At 58.3% G+C, this 15,969-nt stretch carries 14 protein-coding genes; 12 read left to right on the plus strand and 2 right to left on the minus strand.

Translation table 11 applies throughout. From position 1 onward, the window contains the following. Positions 1 to 102: 102 nt before the first annotated feature. From F475_RS12450 to F475_RS12475, 6 genes are all read left to right on the plus strand, one after another. Positions 103 to 726: a DUF4157 domain-containing protein gene (locus F475_RS12450; RefSeq protein WP_256597108.1), complete on the plus strand. Its 624-nt coding sequence runs from the start codon at positions 103 to 105 to the stop codon at positions 724 to 726. 208 nt (positions 727 to 934) lie between these two features. After that, positions 935 to 2,974: a bifunctional DedA family/phosphatase PAP2 family protein gene (locus tag F475_RS12455; RefSeq protein WP_111454024.1), complete on the plus strand. Its 2,040-nt coding sequence runs from the start codon at positions 935 to 937 to the stop codon at positions 2,972 to 2,974. 102 nt (positions 2,975 to 3,076) lie between these two features. After that, positions 3,077 to 4,021 carry a chromate resistance protein ChrB domain-containing protein gene (locus F475_RS12460; protein WP_026286370.1) on the plus strand — a complete coding sequence of 315 codons (945 nt, stop codon included), beginning with the start codon at positions 3,077 to 3,079 and terminating at the stop codon, positions 4,019 to 4,021. Further along, positions 4,014 to 5,372: a chromate efflux transporter gene (gene chrA, locus F475_RS12465; protein ID WP_018925604.1), complete on the plus strand. Its 1,359-nt coding sequence runs from the start codon at positions 4,014 to 4,016 to the stop codon at positions 5,370 to 5,372. The genes F475_RS12460 and chrA overlap by 8 nt, the downstream gene beginning before the upstream one ends. An 82-nt stretch (positions 5,373 to 5,454) precedes the next feature. Next, positions 5,455 to 5,907 (plus strand): chromate resistance protein ChrB domain-containing protein, encoded by a 453-nt coding sequence (locus F475_RS12470; RefSeq protein ID WP_111454025.1) that lies wholly within the window; start codon positions 5,455 to 5,457, stop codon positions 5,905 to 5,907. A 131-nt stretch (positions 5,908 to 6,038) separates the two neighbouring features. Continuing rightward, positions 6,039 to 7,079, plus strand: a complete 1,041-nt coding sequence (locus F475_RS12475; protein WP_064618711.1) for a YncE family protein — start codon at positions 6,039 to 6,041, stop codon at positions 7,077 to 7,079. A 49-nt stretch (positions 7,080 to 7,128) separates the two neighbouring features. On the opposite strand, the gene F475_RS12480 is transcribed toward F475_RS12475, so the two are convergent. After that, positions 7,129 to 7,473, minus strand: coding sequence for a cupin domain-containing protein (locus tag F475_RS12480; protein WP_064618713.1), 345 nt, complete (start codon positions 7,471 to 7,473; stop codon positions 7,129 to 7,131). Between the two features lie 243 nt (positions 7,474 to 7,716). Between F475_RS12480 and F475_RS12485 the strand changes: the two genes are divergently transcribed. The 3 genes from F475_RS12485 (at position 7,717) to F475_RS12495 (ending at position 9,035) form a co-directional block, all read left to right on the plus strand. Next, complete coding sequence (locus F475_RS12485) at positions 7,717 to 8,007, plus strand: hypothetical protein (RefSeq protein WP_111454026.1); 291 nt, start codon at positions 7,717 to 7,719, stop codon at positions 8,005 to 8,007. 132 nt (positions 8,008 to 8,139) lie between these two features. Continuing rightward, complete coding sequence (locus F475_RS12490; RefSeq protein ID WP_018925599.1) at positions 8,140 to 8,541, plus strand: hypothetical protein; 402 nt, start codon at positions 8,140 to 8,142, stop codon at positions 8,539 to 8,541. Positions 8,542 to 8,753: 212 nt separating this feature from the next. Next, entirely contained in the window at positions 8,754 to 9,035 is a 282-nt protein-coding gene (locus tag F475_RS12495) for a DUF3303 domain-containing protein (protein WP_018925598.1), read from the plus strand. Positions 9,036 to 9,142: 107 nt separating this feature from the next. Here the strand turns inward: F475_RS12495 and ligD are convergent, their stop codons facing one another. Further along, complete coding sequence (gene ligD / locus F475_RS12500) at positions 9,143 to 11,680, minus strand: DNA ligase D (RefSeq protein WP_111454027.1); 2,538 nt, start codon at positions 11,678 to 11,680, stop codon at positions 9,143 to 9,145. Between the two features lie 433 nt (positions 11,681 to 12,113). On the opposite strand from ligD, the gene F475_RS12505 reads away from it, so the two are divergent. From F475_RS12505 to F475_RS12520, 3 genes are all read left to right on the plus strand, one after another. Continuing rightward, entirely contained in the window at positions 12,114 to 12,629 is a 516-nt protein-coding gene (locus F475_RS12505) for an Hcp family type VI secretion system effector (RefSeq protein WP_007900657.1), read from the plus strand. Positions 12,630 to 12,761: 132 nt separating this feature from the next. After that, on the plus strand, positions 12,762 to 15,047 hold the full coding sequence (gene tssI / locus F475_RS12510) for a type VI secretion system tip protein TssI/VgrG (protein WP_111454028.1): 2,286 nt from the start codon (positions 12,762 to 12,764) through the stop codon (positions 15,045 to 15,047). Positions 15,048 to 15,604: 557 nt separating this feature from the next. Beyond that, the gene (locus F475_RS12520; RefSeq protein WP_230139371.1) at positions 15,605 to 15,967 is read left to right on the plus strand and encodes a hypothetical protein; all 363 of its coding nucleotides are present in this window, start codon (positions 15,605 to 15,607) and stop codon (positions 15,965 to 15,967) included. Positions 15,968 to 15,969: the final 2 nt, after the last annotated feature.

Consider the following 15,969-nt stretch of genomic DNA (forward strand, 5'->3'; position numbering starts at 1 on the left):
GGCAACAAACGGTGGCCGCAACGGTCCAACGCGCGGTTGAACACCAGGTGCGAGCTACCAGAAGCATCACCTGCCGACCGCCACTACCTCTGGGAGAACCAATTGTCAGCTGTCTTTTTACGTCAAGCTTTCCGGCTATCGGCACTGCTCTTTTCCGTTGGCACTTCGTTTTCTGTTTACGCCTGCCCAGCAGGGCAGTACGAAGCCTGCGTGGTCACTTGTTTTTGTGCTCCAGGCTCCAAAGAGGAAATGGGGCCGATCTTTGAAAGCATGAACAAAATGGCTTCCACTGGATTACAGAGTTGGATTGTGCAATCGCGCAACACCGCGGCAAATGGCGATATTCAGACAATCCCGCTGAACATCCGAGCCCAGCTCGAACCCTACTATGACATTCAAGTGCTTGATTCGGCTCGCTACAAGGTAGGCGATGATGAGGAGCTGAACGCCGCAAACACCATGTTGCAGAATCCCGATGTCACTGCGGTCACCCTGATAGACATCATCGTCTTTCGCAGTGCCGATGATGCCCTTAACAATGTCGCGCTGTGGGCCCATGAATTGAAGCACGTGCAGCAGTACCAGCAATGGGGAGTTCGGGAGTTTTCCACTCGCTATACCCGTGATTACACAGCCGTCGAGGCGCCTGCTTACGAGATTCAAGCCAAGGTAGCCAGAGCGCTGAGAGCCAGCGTGGCCCAGTCAGAACCTCCTCGACATCCTTGAGTTCAAAGGGCCAGGCAATCCTGCCGTCTGCTGCTCTCCATCACAGACCCCGAGAGTCTCGACGCTGGACCAAAAACAGCCGGTGGACGAAGCGATAGTTAATGAGTAGCTATGCTTAGTCTGTTGTGCAAACTGATTGTGCAGACGGGAATTGCAGACACCCGTGTCGATCGCCGCCCCATTGGTCCTCCATAGGCAGCCGCGAAATATGACGTCCTTGGTCTCATCGATCATCGAGTTACTCACGGCGCACCCGCATATCGTGTATCTGGCCGTGTTTCTCCTGGCACTTTCCGAGTCAATCCCGATCATCGGTGTCGTCGTTCCCGGCACCGCCGTGATTCTTGCGCTCAGCACCCTGGTGCCGAGCGGCGTGTTATTGCTCTGGCCGTTGCTGATCGCCGCCACGTCAGGCGCCATTGCGGGGGATGGTCTTTCGTTCTGGCTCGGGCACCGATACCGCCGCGAGATTCTTGGCCTCTGGCCACTGAACCGGCATCCTGAGCTGATTCAGCGCAGCGAAGCCTTTTTCAACCGTCATCGCGATAAAAGTATCTTTTTCGCGCGCTTCACACCGGGCGTCCGCGCCTTCGTTCCGCTCCTCGCCGGCACGCTGGGAATGGCGGTCAGTCGGTTCTATGCCGTCAATGTCGTGTCGGCGCTCGCCTGGGCTCCGTCGCATATCCTGCCCGGCGTGCTCGTCGGCGCGACGTTCAGCATTCTCGGTGCAGCTGCAAAGCCGCTCGCGATCCTGCTGACCGTTCTAGTCGCGGTGGGCTGGGTGGTCCTGCATATCGTGCGCTGGGCGCTGCATCGCGGCATCCCCTACTTCATCGTCGCAGTGCAGCGGTTGCGGGGCTGGACCGGCGCCCACGACACCTGGCTGAGCCGCAGCTTCACTCACTTCCTCGATCCTTCACGGCCCGAAGCACGGGCTCTCGCACTGTCGACGGTCCTGCTCGTCGGTGCCGCGTGGCTTTTCTTCGGTGTCCTTGAGGACATCATCAACGGTGACCCGTTGCTGCTTGCAGATAGCGCGATATACCGCGCGCTCCAGGATCTTCGCACTGCACCGGGCGATGCGGTGATGATCGCCATCACGGAACTCGGCGACACCAAGGTCGTGCTGGCGGTCACGATTGTTGTCTTGCTGTGGCTCATGTGGAAACGCGCCTGGCGTACGGCTGCCTATTGGCTGATTGCAATCGCCGGCGCTTCGGGGCTCACCATAGTCATCAAGGTAGCGCTGTATCGAGCTCTCCCTGCGGAACCTCTCTATTCCGGGTGGAGTGCCTTTTCCTTCCCCAGCGGCCACAGCACGATCAATGTCGTGCTATACGGTTTTCTCGCCTTCCTTATCGCGCGTGATACCCGCCCGGCACGGCGCCTCGTGGTCGCTCCTGGCGCAGCCACCCTGATATTTCTGATTGCATTCTCGCACCTCTACCTCGGGGCACATTGGCTTTCCGACGTGCTCGGGGGGCTGGCATTCGGATCCGCTTGGCTGGCGCTACTCAGCCTCTTCTACCTGCGGCGGCAGGCCGAGCACATTGGCTCAGCGGGGCTGCTCGCCCTCGGATGTGTGACACTTCTGCTCGCCGGCGGCTTCAATATCTATCGTAACCATACGACGGACAGCAGTCGTTATTCCGTCAAGGTGGGAACGTTGACCTTAGCTGCCACCGATTGGTGGACGTCGGATTGGCAGCAACTGCCGGTGCGGCGTATCGACCTCACTGGCGAGACGAATGAGCCACTGACGTTTCAGTGGGCCGGTGGTCTGCCGGAGTTGCAAGATGTCCTGCAGCGCAACGGATGGCGCACCTCAGCGGCATGGACACTGTTGAATTCCCTGAACTGGTTTACCGTCCAGGCTGACCCTGCCGATCTTCCGGTCATCCCTCTTTTCGCCAGTGGTCGCCTTCCCAGTCTGACGCTCATTCGAACGTATAACGATGATGGATCTGCCGGTTCGCGCCTGGTGCTTCGATTGTGGATCGTCGATATCGAGCTCACAAACGGGCGAACTATGCCGCTGTGGATTGGCTCGGTTGTCGAGGAGCGTTTCTATCATCCCCTGGCCCTCGTCACGTTAACGTCAACACAACCCGATGCGAATACACCGCGCAGAATGCTAGCGGCCGTTCTTGAGGGTGGGCGGCTCGTTTCCCGGACCGAAGGAATGGCGGATGCGTATTGGGATGGGCAGGTCCTGTTAGCTCGCACGGTGAAAAACAAAAATGAATGACCGTTCAGGGTCGTTTGCCGCCCTACTTCTGAAGGAGCGCTTCCCCATGGCCTGAATCAGGAATAAAGTAGCAAGACCTACATAAATCGTAGAAAACGCTACATGAAAAATTGGCTAGCTTTGATATTAGGTCTGCCGACCGCCAATGCCACCGAACGCATGCGTGCCTGGCGCGCACTAAAAGCCTCCGGAGCGGCGGTCTTACGCGATGGCGCCTACCTTTTACCGGATACCGCTGCCTGTCGAGAAGCGCTAACGTCTGTCGAGCGCGACATCCTGGCCATCAATGGCACCGCCTACGTCCTGCCTGTCGTTGATCCTGACGGTGAACGCTTTATTGAGCTGTTCGACCGTAGCGATGATTACAGCAAGCTAGGCGCCGAGATCGAAGCATGCCGGGCACAGCTCAATGCCGAGAATGCGCTGGTCACCACCAAGCAAATTCGCAAACTGCGTAAAGCCTACGATCAGCTGACCAGCATCGACTACTTTTCAGGCAAGCCGAAGCAGCAGGTCGACTTGGCGTTGCAGGAGCTTGAGACAGCGGTCAGCAGAGCGCTGTCTGCGGATGAGCCGCATAGCCACGACCAGCCAATCACGGCGCTGAGCCTTGGCGATTATCAATGTCGTGTCTGGGCAACGCGTAAACGCCCATGGATCGACCGCCTGGCTTGCGCCTGGTTGATTCGACGCTTCATTGATCCGCAAGCTCAGATCCTTTGGCTGAACACTCCACAGGAGTGCCCAGCCGATGCATTGGGTTTCGACTTCGATGACGCAACTTTCAGTCATGTCGGCAATCGCGTGACCTTTGAAACCCTGCAAGCCAGCTTTGAACTTCAAGAGCCGGGCCTGAGCCGCATCGCCGCACTGGTGCATTACCTCGATATCGGTGGCATTCAGCCGGTGGAGGCTGCCGGCATCGAACGGGTGCTGGCAGGGCTACGCGAAACCATTGCCCATGACGACCACTTGTTGGCTGCTGCCAGCGCCATCTTTGACGGCCTGCTCGCCGAGTTCGTGAAAGAGGAACATCCCAATGATTAAGGCTTCCCCATCAGCTGTAGAAGAGGATCTGTCGAGGCCTGAACCGATCAGTTTGCGTGAGGCGTTCTGGTTCTGGCTGAAGTTGGGATTCATTAGCTTTGGCGGGCCCGCAGGACAGATCTCGATCATGCACCAGGAGTTGGTAGAGCGGCGGCGTTGGATTTCCGAGCGGCGGTTTCTGCATGCCCTCAACTATTGCATGCTGTTGCCAGGGCCGGAGGCTCAGCAGCTAGCAACCTATATCGGTTGGTTGATGCATCGAACCTGGGGTGGGGTGATCGCCGGGGGGCTGTTTGTGTTGCCCTCACTGTTCATCCTGATCGCGCTGTCCTGGATGTATATCGCCTTCGGCGAAGTCCCGGTGGTGGCCGGGCTTTTCTATGGCATCAAGCCCGCCGTGACGGCCATCGTCGTGCAGGCGGCCCATCGAATCGGCTCGCGCGCGCTGAAGAACAACTGGCTGTGGGCTATGGCGGCGGCGTCATTTACCGCGATCTTCGCGTTCAATGTGCCGTTCCCGCTGATCGTGCTGGGAGCCGCGTTAATCGGTTATGCAGGAGGCCGCCTGGCGCCCGAGAAATTCAGGACCGGGGGCCATAGCGCCGCCAAAAAGTCCTTCGGCCCAGCATTGATCGATGACGACACCCCGTCCCCTGAGCATGCCCGGTTCAGCTGGTTGAAACTGGCGCTGCTGGCACTCATCGGCGCAGCGTTGTGGGCGTTGCCGATGGGGGTCTTGACCGTGCTCTTTGGCTGGGAAGGCACCTTGACTCAGATGGGCTGGTTCTTTACCAAGGCCGCATTGCTGACCTTTGGCGGCGCCTATGCAGTGCTTCCCTACGTCTACCAAGGCGCGGTCGGTCATTATGGCTGGCTGACACCGACACAAATGATCGACGGATTGGCGCTGGGGGAAACCACACCGGGGCCGCTGATCATGGTGGTGGCTTTCGTCGGCTTTGTCGGCGCCTATGTCTCGCAGGTGTTCGGCGCCGATCAGGTGTTTCTGGCCGGAGCCGTCGCGGCCACGCTGGTGACCTGGTTCACCTTCCTGCCTTCGTTCCTGTTCATCCTCGCAGGTGGCCCGCTGGTGGAGTCGACTCACAATGAACTCAAGTTCACCGCACCGCTTACCGGGATTACTGCCGCTGTGGTTGGGGTGATTCTCAATCTGGCGTGTTTCTTCGGCTATCACGTTCTTTGGCCCAAAGGGTTCAGCGGCAACCTGGACTGGCCTTCCGCGCTGATCGCGATTGCGGCGGCGATTGCCTTGTTCCGCTTCAAGCGCGGCGTGATTCAAGTATTGATGGCCTGCGCACTCGTTGGTTTGACTGTGCACTTACTGCGCTAGAGCGCGCAATGATCAACTATTTTCTGGCGGGCACCGGGCCTGCCAGATTACCCAGCCTACTGAGTTAGGCAGGAGGTGTTCCATGAGGTGGATTACCCGTGAACGACCCAAAATTGATCGCATTGCCTGTCCCTGGCTGATCACCCGTTTTATCGACCCTGAGGCCGAGTTCTTGTACGTGCCCAGCAGAGAGGTTTTGCCGGTGGCCGCAGAGAAAGACGCAACGCCTTATGACATTCCGGGTGTTGAGCTTACCCACGAAGGAGAGCTGTGCAGCTTTGATGCGTTTCTGAAGAAGTACCACCTCAGTGATCCTGCCTTGCAGCAGTTGGCCAAAATCGTGCGCGGAGCAGATACCTCCCGCCTGGATCTGACACCGCAATCGGCTGGGCTCTATGCGATTTCGCTGGGACTATCGCATAGTTATGCCGATGACCACGAAATGCTGGCACATGGTTTGATCCTGTATGACGCCCTGTATGCCTGGTGCAAGGAATGTCAGGGCGAGTCGCATAATTGGCCTCCTCAGATGTGAGAGGCGTCCACACGGCGGTCCAGCCCGGAACTGGGCTCATGATCAGTGAAACACTGCTCATTCTGATCTGCGCATTGCTGAGACTTGGGCGAGGCGGTTGAACCCGCCTTGTCCGAGCAGAAGAAGACCTCATGAACATACGAGACAATCGACGTTTCACTCTGCCAGTCTTCGCGATCCTGCTGACTGCGCTAGCCGTCATGGACTTCGCAAGCCTTCGCTACTGTCAGGCCGCCGACGAGTTGCCGGCTAACGACCTGCCTCTGAAGCACGTCGCCGACATTCCATTGCCCGGTGGCGCCACTCGGCTCGACTACGAGAGCTACGATCCAGAGCGCAACCTGATGTTCATCGCTCATCTTGGTGACGGTGAAGTTATCGCCTTTGACATGCGCGAGTCCCGCGTTGTCGGGCGCATTGCGAACGTCTCGTCGGTACACGGCGTGCTCGTTATTCCTGAGTTGTCACGCGTCTACGCTTCGGCGACGGGTACGAACGAAATCGTTGCGATAGACGAAGCGACCCTGGCAATTGTCAGTCGCATACCGGGCGGCATCTATCCAGACGGCATGGCTTATGTGCCTGACCTTCACAAGCTTTACGTATCGAACGAAAACGGCGAGACCGAAACGGTGATCGACGTGGACACGAACACTCGTGTTGCGACAATTCCACTGGGAGGTGAAGTCGGCAATACACAATATGACCCCATATCACGACACGTCTTCGTCAATATCCAGACTCGTCGGCAACTTATCGAAATCGATCCCGTGACCGACCACATCGTGGCGCGCATTGATCTGCCGGGGGCACGTGGCAACCATGGCCTGTTGATCAATCCGCGTGACCGGCTTGCCTTTATCGCGTGCGAAGGTAATGACAAGCTCCTCGTACTGGACATGCACACCATGCGGGTTATCCAGGCGTTCGATACCGGGGGAGCCCCCGATGTGCTTGCGTTCGATCCAGTGCTGAACACACTTTATGTCGCTGGAGAGGCTGGCATTGTGTCGATGTTCCACGTCAAGGGAGCAGTGGTCACGAAAATCGGCAATGGCAGCGTAGGCCCGCGTGCGCATGTCGTTGCCGTGGATGCCGCGACACACCGCTCGTATTTTCCGCTCAAGGATATCGACGGGCACCCGGTACTACGGATTATGGAGCCCCGTTAGCGGATTGAATCGACTCTAGTTCCGACCGTGCTGGGTGTCTGACCTGAACTTACTCCTGCCTGACAATATCGACCGAGATCTCCACCGCAGCGATCGTGCCCCGGTTCTCAAGCCAGTGCGTGGTGTTCCTGTCCTCGGGCCAACCCACGCCCGGCCCATAGTCCGTGGCGACGCCATTTCGATGGTCGGTGATGGTTCCTTGCAGTATGTAAACGGTGCCGGGTCTGTCTTTATGGTTGTGAACCGGCCCGAAGACGCCTCCAGGCTCGATGGTCACCATGCGCATTCTAAGTTGGCGCCCTGCCATGCCTTCGATCTCGGGGCCAAGGTCAACCGTTGCCAGTAACTTCACCGTAACACCTTGCGTTTCGGGTGCCGCCTGTTCGTTGCTCATTGTGCTCTCCTCTCTGTACATACAGGGCCTGACTAGAAGTAAAGCCCCTAAGAACCGACAGAGAGGTAAATCCGCCCAACGACGGTCGCCCATCCGGTCAAATTTCGCCGATGGTCGTTACATTTCGCTTGTCACCGACGTTTGGCTAAGCTGAATAAATCGGGGGTGAACTGATATCGGAGTGATGGCGGCCATCAGCGGGTCTGGATTGGCATCAAGACGGTACTCCCGAAGGAGACGACTATGTATGCAGTTATAAGAACCTACCTGGGTGCTGGCGCAAAGGAGCTTTTCGAGTTTCTGGAAAAGCGCAATGCCGATGTCGAAGCGGCCCTGCGGACAGTGCCTGGCATCGAAAGCTACACACTGCTCAACACGGGTGATGGCGGCACGGCAGTGACGGTTTGCAAAGACAAGACCGGCACCGATGCAAGCTTGAAAGTGGCGCGCGAATGGATTCAGAAAAATGCTTCGCATATTCAAGTGAAACCGCCGATCGTGACGGAAGGTCCGGTGATTGTGCAGATAAAATAGATTCAACCGGTCGATGCAACACACTAGACACTGTGTAAACAGGCGGCGTGTTGCATCGACGGAAAACACCACTCTCAACGCCACAACAACCCCATGGGCAAACCCGATCATAGCGCTCTATGATTGAACCCCATGACGACCTCTCTTCCGATCCGCCAACCCTGCCCTCCCGGTGCTTGCATCTGCGAACGTGAGCAGCTGTTGGAAACCCCCGGCACGGACCTGCGCATCCTGAGCCTGACCCAGTCGGAAGAGAAACGCCTGATCGAACGCCTGGAAAACCTCCAGAGCCTGAGCGACCTGGAACGTCTGCAACGGCGAATGTATGAGCAGTTGGGTCTGCGCGTGGAGATCGCTCCGGGCGTCAATGAAGTGCGCACCATGCGCGGTATCAATATCACCTTGGGCGAACTGCCGGGCCTGTGCCGCAAAACCCGTCAGTCGATCCCGGCGGCCATTCGCCGAGGGCTGGAGAAGCATCCGGAAGTTGCCTACGAGCTGCTCAATGCCAACGACTTGTTGCGTGATGCCTGATGGCTTGCACCGTTATCCCGATACGTTCGTTCGAATGCCCTGAAACAGGATCAGCGGTCGTACACGCGACACGGTCCGCTGCTATGCCTTCTCATGGGAGAACAGGTTTCAGGCCAGCCAGGACGCAGCTGGAAACTCAGGCGTGACCGTGGCCCCGGCGCCAGCCAGGAACGCGAAGATCAAAGGTGCCAGTCCGTAGCAGGAGGTGGCAGATGTTATTCATGGTCCGTTGGTCCATCAGTCCGCAGCAACGTAACAGCGCGATCGAACGTTTTCTCAAGACCGGTGGCGCCCCACCCGCAGGCGTCAAAATGCTGGGGCGCTGGCATGCCGTCGGCGGCTCCAGCGGCGTGGGCATTGCCGAGGCCAGTGATCCAGTGGCGATTCAGAAGTGGGTGCTGGAATGGAGCGACCTCATGAACATGGAAGTCCACGCCGCATTGACCGATGAACAGGTGGCGCCGCTGCTCGCTGCCGCAGTGGGCAAGCAATAGTTGTCGAGGCGGCGGGTGCCCCTCGCCGCCCAATGCAAGCTTTTCGTAGGAGCCAGGCTTGCCGGCGAAGGCGCTCTTAAGGACGCCTTCGCCGGCAAGCCTGGCTCCTACATCCCGATCCGTCGCCGCATCTCGGCGGTAATCGTCTGCCGGGTTTTCTTCAGGTCGGCCCAGGGTTCATCGCCCACCTCGGCCAGGCGCTCATGCACGGTATGCAGGTTCCATTGATTGGCGCCCTTGAGCTCAGCCACTTCTTCGCGAAAGATCGGTACCGACACTGGCAACCCTTCGCGGCTGCGTACGGCATAAGCGCAGATCGTGGTGGCGCCGAGACCGTTGCGCAGGTAATCGATGAAGATGCGCCCAACCCGGTTTTTCGGCCCCGACACTGCGGAAAATCGTTCCGGCAGCAGCTTGGCCATGTGACTGACAATCGCATGGCTGAAGTCCTTGACCTCGTCCCAACCGTGTTTGCGGGTCAGCGGTACGACCAGGTGAATCCCCTTGCCGCCGCTGGTCTTGAGAAACGCCTTGAGCCCCAGCTCATCCAGCACCGTGAGGATCAGCCGGGTCGCTTCGACCATGCTCCTCCAGGGCAACGCCGGATCCGGGTCGAGGTCGAGGACGAAGCGGTCGGGCTTGTGCAGATCGACCGACGTGGCGTTCCAGGTGTGCAGCTCCACGGTGCTCATCTGCACTGCGCCAATCAGGGCTTCGGCATTGTTGATGACCATCATCGGTTGGCCGGTCAGTGCCTTGTCCAGAGTGACAATGCCGGGTATGGCCAGATTCTCGGCGTTCTTCTGAAAAAACAGTTCGCCGGCGATGCCGTCCGGTGCGCGCACCAGCGCCACCGGCCGGTCCTTGAGTTGCGGCAGAATCCACTCGGCGACACTGGCGTAATACTCCGCCAATTGCATCTTGGTGGTGCCGCTGCGGGCATCGATCACCCGATCCGGATGCGTGATGCGCACCTTGCCCTGCTCCAGGCCGACTTGTGACGGTGCCGCTTGGGAGGTTTCAGTTTTAGTGCTTGAGGTTTTCACGGTTGTCGGACGCTCCTCGGTGATGTCGGCGGCAGGCTTGTCCTCGCGCAGCCCATGGAACACGGCCTGGCGCACCGAGCCGTCCTTGGTCATCTCGGCGAAGGCCACTTCCGCCAGCAAAACGGGTTTGAGCCAATGCACACCCTTGGCTTCAACACCGGTGGGCGGGTTGACCACCGAGGGCTTTTTCGCCTGCAGCGGTTTCAGTTGTTCGTAAAGACGCTTGAGGCTCGCCTCGCTGAATCCGGTGCCGACCTTGCCCGCATAGCGCAATTCCCCGCTGTCACGGTCGTGCAGCCCCAGCAGCAACGCGCCAAAGGCACTGCGCGAGCCTTTGGGATCGGTGAAGCCGACCACGATGAATTCCTGCCGATGCTTGCACTTTAGTTTGATCCAGTCACTGCTGCGCCGGGACACGTAAGGCGAGCCCAGGCGTTTGCCAATCAACCCTTCCATGTGCATTTTGCAGACGCTGTCGAGTAACGCCTCCGGGGACTCGTTGAACGTGTCGGAGAACCGCAACAGAGGGTTTTCATTGGGCTTGAGCACAGTCGCCAGCGCCGCCCTGCGCGCTTCGACAGGAACTTCGCGCAGGTCCACGCCGTTGAGGTAAGGCAAATCGAACAGGTAGTAAACGATGCTGGCACTACGACCGGCATCGAAGGCGTTCTGCAGCGCCTGAAAGTCCGGAACACCCTGCTCGTCCGCCACCACCATTTCGCCGTCGAGCCAGGCCGATTCCAAGCCCAACGCCGCTAGCGCTGCAGCCTGCTCCGGCAATTTGTGAGTCCAGTCGTGACCGTTGCGGGTGAAGAGTTTGACCTCATCGTGGTCGATGCGCGCCATGACCCGGTAGCCGTCGAACTTGATCTCATAGCTCCATTCGCCGTCCGGCGCGGACTCCACCAGTGTCGCCAATTCGGGTTTGAGCAGCTCCGGCAGTCTGGCTTTACGAGCGCCTTTCAGCTGTGATGAACGCTCTCTGCGCGCCCTCGCCGCTGGCTTTTTTACGGGACTGGGTTTCGATTTGGCGACAATGGTGCGATCGCTGAGTACGCTGTCGGGCTCGGCGGCGACCACGTCGTAATCGCTTTCGGGCCTGGCCGCGCCGTCCTGATGCTTGATCAGAAACCATTGCTCCTGCTTGCCCGGCATGTGCGTGCGCACGAGGTTCCACAGGCCGCCGAGCTTCTCCCCTTGCAACTCGAATTTCAGCCGGCCCTTGGCGTACGCCTTGGCCGGGTCGTCCTGGGGAATCCACACCCCACGGTCCCAAACGATCACCTCGCCGGCGCCGTAATGCCCTTCGGGAATGGTGCCCTCGAACGTGGCGTAATCGAGCGGATGGTCTTCGACGTGGATTGCCAGGCGCTTGACCTTGGGGTCCAGCGACGGGCCTTTCGGCACGGCCCAACTTTTCAGCGCGCCATCGAGCTCCAGGCGAAAGTCATAGTGCAGGTGCGAGGCGTCATGTTTCTGAATGCAGAATTGCAGCGCATGATCCTTCACCGCTTTTTTGCCCGAACGCTTGGCGGCGGCCGGTTCCGGAGTCGCCACAAAGTCACGCATGCGGTTGTAATCGTCCAGGGTCTTGTTCATGGCTTACCGGGTGCTCGCTGGCGGACGTTGAATCGGCACGTCTCTACATCAGCAGAGCGACAGGTCCGGAAAAAAATTCCATCGCCACTGGAATTGCCCGGACAGACGGCTGGGTCTATCGGGATGATCGCTCATAGCCTTGATGCGCAACTTCTTGCGCAGTTATTCGTCCCAAATACACCTCAACATCGCTGAACGCCAGGTGGATCAAGCCCTCCAGCCGAGTGCGCAACTTCTTGCGCACCACTGCGCAAGAAGTTGCGCACTTTTTCAGGTGATCGCTGCCGAACAACCTCTCCACGTTTGAAAAATACCCTCAACTACCTGATTTATATGACAAAAAACATTTATGGCACGCTCCTTGATAACAGTCAGGCACCCACCGGGCGATACCGCCTCCCGGGCACCCTAACTTTTAGCAAGGAGCACATCCATGGCTACACCAGCGTACATGTCCGTTACCGGCGAAAAACAAGGCCTGATCACTGCCGGCGCCTTCACCGCCGACTCCGTTGGCAACACCTACCAGGAAGGCCACGAAGACCAGGTCATGGTTCAGGCTTTCAGCCACGACGTGATCATCCCGCGTGACCCACAGTCCGGCCAACCGACCGGTCAGCGTGTACACAAGCCAGTCGTGATCACCAAGGTCTACGACAAGTCTTCGCCACTGCTGCAAGCCGCCCTGACTTCCGGCGAGCGCATGAGCGAAATCGTTATCCAGTGGTACCGCACTTCGGCTCAAGGTACCCAAGAGCACTACTACACCACCAAACTGGAAGACGCGATCATCGTTGCCATCAACAACAAAATGCACAACTGCCAGGATCCGTCGAACTCGCACTTCACGCACCTGGAAGAAGTGCAGTTCACCTACCGCAAAATCACCTGGACCCACGAAGTATCCGGTACTTCGGGTTCCGATGACTGGCGTGTTCCAGTCGCTTAATCGCGGCTGACGGTTCCAAACATCGGCCAGCTCTGCTGGTCGATGTCATTTGCGCCTTCCAGGAATTTTCGCGTCCGTTGATCCGGCTCTCGGGTGTCAACGCGCGCCGCAGCACTGCACGAGGAACAAGGGATGTTCGCGCCGGCCAATCAGACTCACTTTGCCCTGACTGTCGAAGGTCTGGAAAACGATCTCCAGGTCCTTGCCCTGCAAGGTCGGGAAGCCATCAGCCAACCTTTTGTGTTTGAGGTGGAGCTGGTCAGTGAGCAGCCATCCCTGGACCTCGAAACGCTATTGCACAAACCGGCCTTCTTGCAGCTCTCGCCTGACGGCAGCGGCATTCATGGCCAGATCTACCGCGCCGCCCAGGGCGATTCGGGCAAACGCCTGACCCGCTACGCTGTGACCCTGCGCCCGCAGCTGTCCTACCTGGCGCACCGCATCAACCAACGCATCTTCCAGAACCTCACCGTGCCGAAAATCATCGGCATGGTCCTCGAAGAGCACGGCATCCAAGGCAATGCCTACGAATTCAAAGTCGGGGCGATTTATCCCGAGCGCATTTACTGCGTTCAATACGATGAATCGGACCTGCAATTCATTCAGCGCCTGTGCGAGGAAGAAGGTATCCATTACCACTTCCAGCACAGCGCCACGGCCCACAAGCTGGTGTTCGGCGATGACCAGACGGTGTTCCCGAAACTCGCGCCCGTGGCCTATCAGCAAGACTCCGGCATGGTCGCCAACGACCCGGTGATCAAGCGCTTCGACCTGCGCCTGGAAACCCGCACCAGCCGCACCACCCGCCGCGATTACGACTTCGAAAAACCGCGCCTGAAACTGGAAAGCGAGAACCGTGGCGACGCCCTGCCCGACCTCGAAGACTACGACTACCCCGGTCGCTTCATCGACCGCGAACGCGGCAAGCACCTGGCCAAACGCGCCCTCGAACGTCACCGCAGCGACTTCCAGTTGGCCGAAGGCCGAAGCGATCAGCCGTTGCTGGTCAGCGGCCACTTCCTGGCCCTGACCCAACACCCCAAGGCCAAGTGGAACGACCTGTGGCTGCTGACCGAAATCCTCCACGAAGGCAAACAGCCGCAAGTGCTCGAAGAGTCGGTGACCAGCAGCACCACCGACCTCAAAGACGATTTCCACCAGGGCTACCGCAACCGCTTCCAGGCTACCCCGTGGGACGTGCCGAACCGCCCGCCGCTGAACCACCCCAAGCCACGGATCCTCGGCAGTCAGAGCGCCGTGGTTACCGGCCCCAAGGGTGAAGAGATCCACTGTGACCAATACGGTCGCGTCAAAGTGCAATTCCATTGGGACCGCGAAGGTCAGGCCGACGACAAGACCAGCTGCTGGCTGCGCGTCTCCTCCGCCTGGGCCGGCGCCCATTACGGCGGCATCGCCATTCCACGCATTGGCATGGAAGTGCTGGTCAGCTTCCTCGAAGGCGACCCCGACCAACCGCTGATCAGCGGCTGCCTGTTCCACAAGGAAAACGTCGTCCCGTACGCCCTGCCGGCGAACAAGACCCGCAGCACCTTCAAAACCCTGAGCTCTCCGGGCGGCGGCGGATTTAACGAGCTGCGCATCGAAGACAAAAAGGGCCAGGAACAGATCTTCCTGCACGCCCAGCGCGACTGGGACGAAAACGTCGAGCACGACCAGAAAATCCGCGTCGGCAACGAACGCCACGACACCGTTGAGCAAAACAGCTACAGCGAATTCAAGGCCGAAGAACACCACACCGTCTATGCCGATCGCAAAGTCGAAGCCCGCGCCAACGACCACCTCACCGTGGGCGTCAACCAGCACATCAAGGTCGGCACCGGCCAATTCATCGAAGCCGGCCAGGAAATCCACCTGAGCAGCGGCATGAAAGTCGTGCTCGAAGCCGGCAGCGAACTCACCCTCAAGGGCGGCGGCAGCTTCATCAAGATCGACGCCAGCGGCGTGACGCTGAGCGGCCCGGTGATCAACATGAACTCCGGCGGCAGCCCCGGCAGCGGAACCGGGGCGGCACCGCTGATGCCCGGCGCACTGAAACAGGCTGATGCGGACAAGGCTGGCGCGGTACTGACGCCGGCGCAGATTAATACGCTGAAGCGCAATGCGCCGTTCTGTGAAGAGTGCGAGAGGTGTAAGGCGGGTGTATGCGACATAGAAAAGACCACCCATGATTTGGTTTTCATCGTAAATGATGAAACCACTGGTAAACCGAAGCCGAATATTCCCTACCAAATAAAGCTTGAATCTGGACGTATTGTTAAGGGCGTTACTGACAGCAAAGGAATGACCCAAAAGGTTGCATCCAACAAACCAGAAAAAGCCACTCTCGAGGCCCCCTATTATGGCGACAGTACAAGCGACACTCACTCCGACTGCGGATCAGACGCCTGTGGCTGTTAGTGTTTCAGCGGATGAACCCAGTGGTGCTCAATGGGTAGCAAGATTCCCAGGCAGCGCGAATCTCACCTCACTTAACTCGCCCTTTCGCGAGGCAGTGACAAAGTTCCTTGATGTAGTAAAGGCTGCCGGCGCGACTGTGCATATTTCCGCGACATACCGACCACCGGAAAGAGCTTACTTAATGCACTGGTCGTGGAAAATAGTTAAGACAGGGTTCGACCCGCAACAGGTTCCCAGCTATCCAGGTGACGTTATAAAAATCCAATGGGCCCATACTTCCGAGTCTGGCGCGTTTGATCAACAGGCCTCTGTACAAGCAGCCAGGGCCATGGTGAATGGCTACGGAATCAGCGGACTGAACGTCGCCCCGGCGCTTAACTCACGGCACACCCAAAAACTCGCGATCGACATGAATATCAGCTGGACCGGGACCTTAACGATAAATAATGCCTCAGGGACAGCGGTCGCTATAAGCTCAGATCCCAAAACCGGGATGAACAGTGAGCTTCATACCGTAGGGGCCACTTATGGCGTGATCAAATTTGTTGGGGGCAATAGTGACAAACCTCACTGGTCAAATGATGGGCATTAAAATGTACACAATCACACGTTATTTCTTGCTTATCGCGCTGGCCCTCCCGCTGCTTTCTTGTGCAGCCGAAAGCAATGGCACAGTGCCCGCCGACGTCTCCGACTACATAAAAAGTAGAGACAACTGTGATTCTCTGCGCGGAGATATTCCTGAGCCGGACCCCGCAGATCCGGACAACCTCAATCGTCTCATCAGCGACATCAATAAATACTGCAAGGGCACAGATCAAAAACTGAAGCAGCTGAAAGAAAAATACTCCGGAAACGAAAGCATTATGAAATCGCTCTCGACTTACGAAGAAAATATTGAAGCTGATATGAGTTTTTAGAT

This window comes from Pseudomonas sp. URMO17WK12:I6, from assembly GCF_003253625.1.
Classification (GTDB): Bacteria; Pseudomonadota; Gammaproteobacteria; order Pseudomonadales; family Pseudomonadaceae; genus Aquipseudomonas.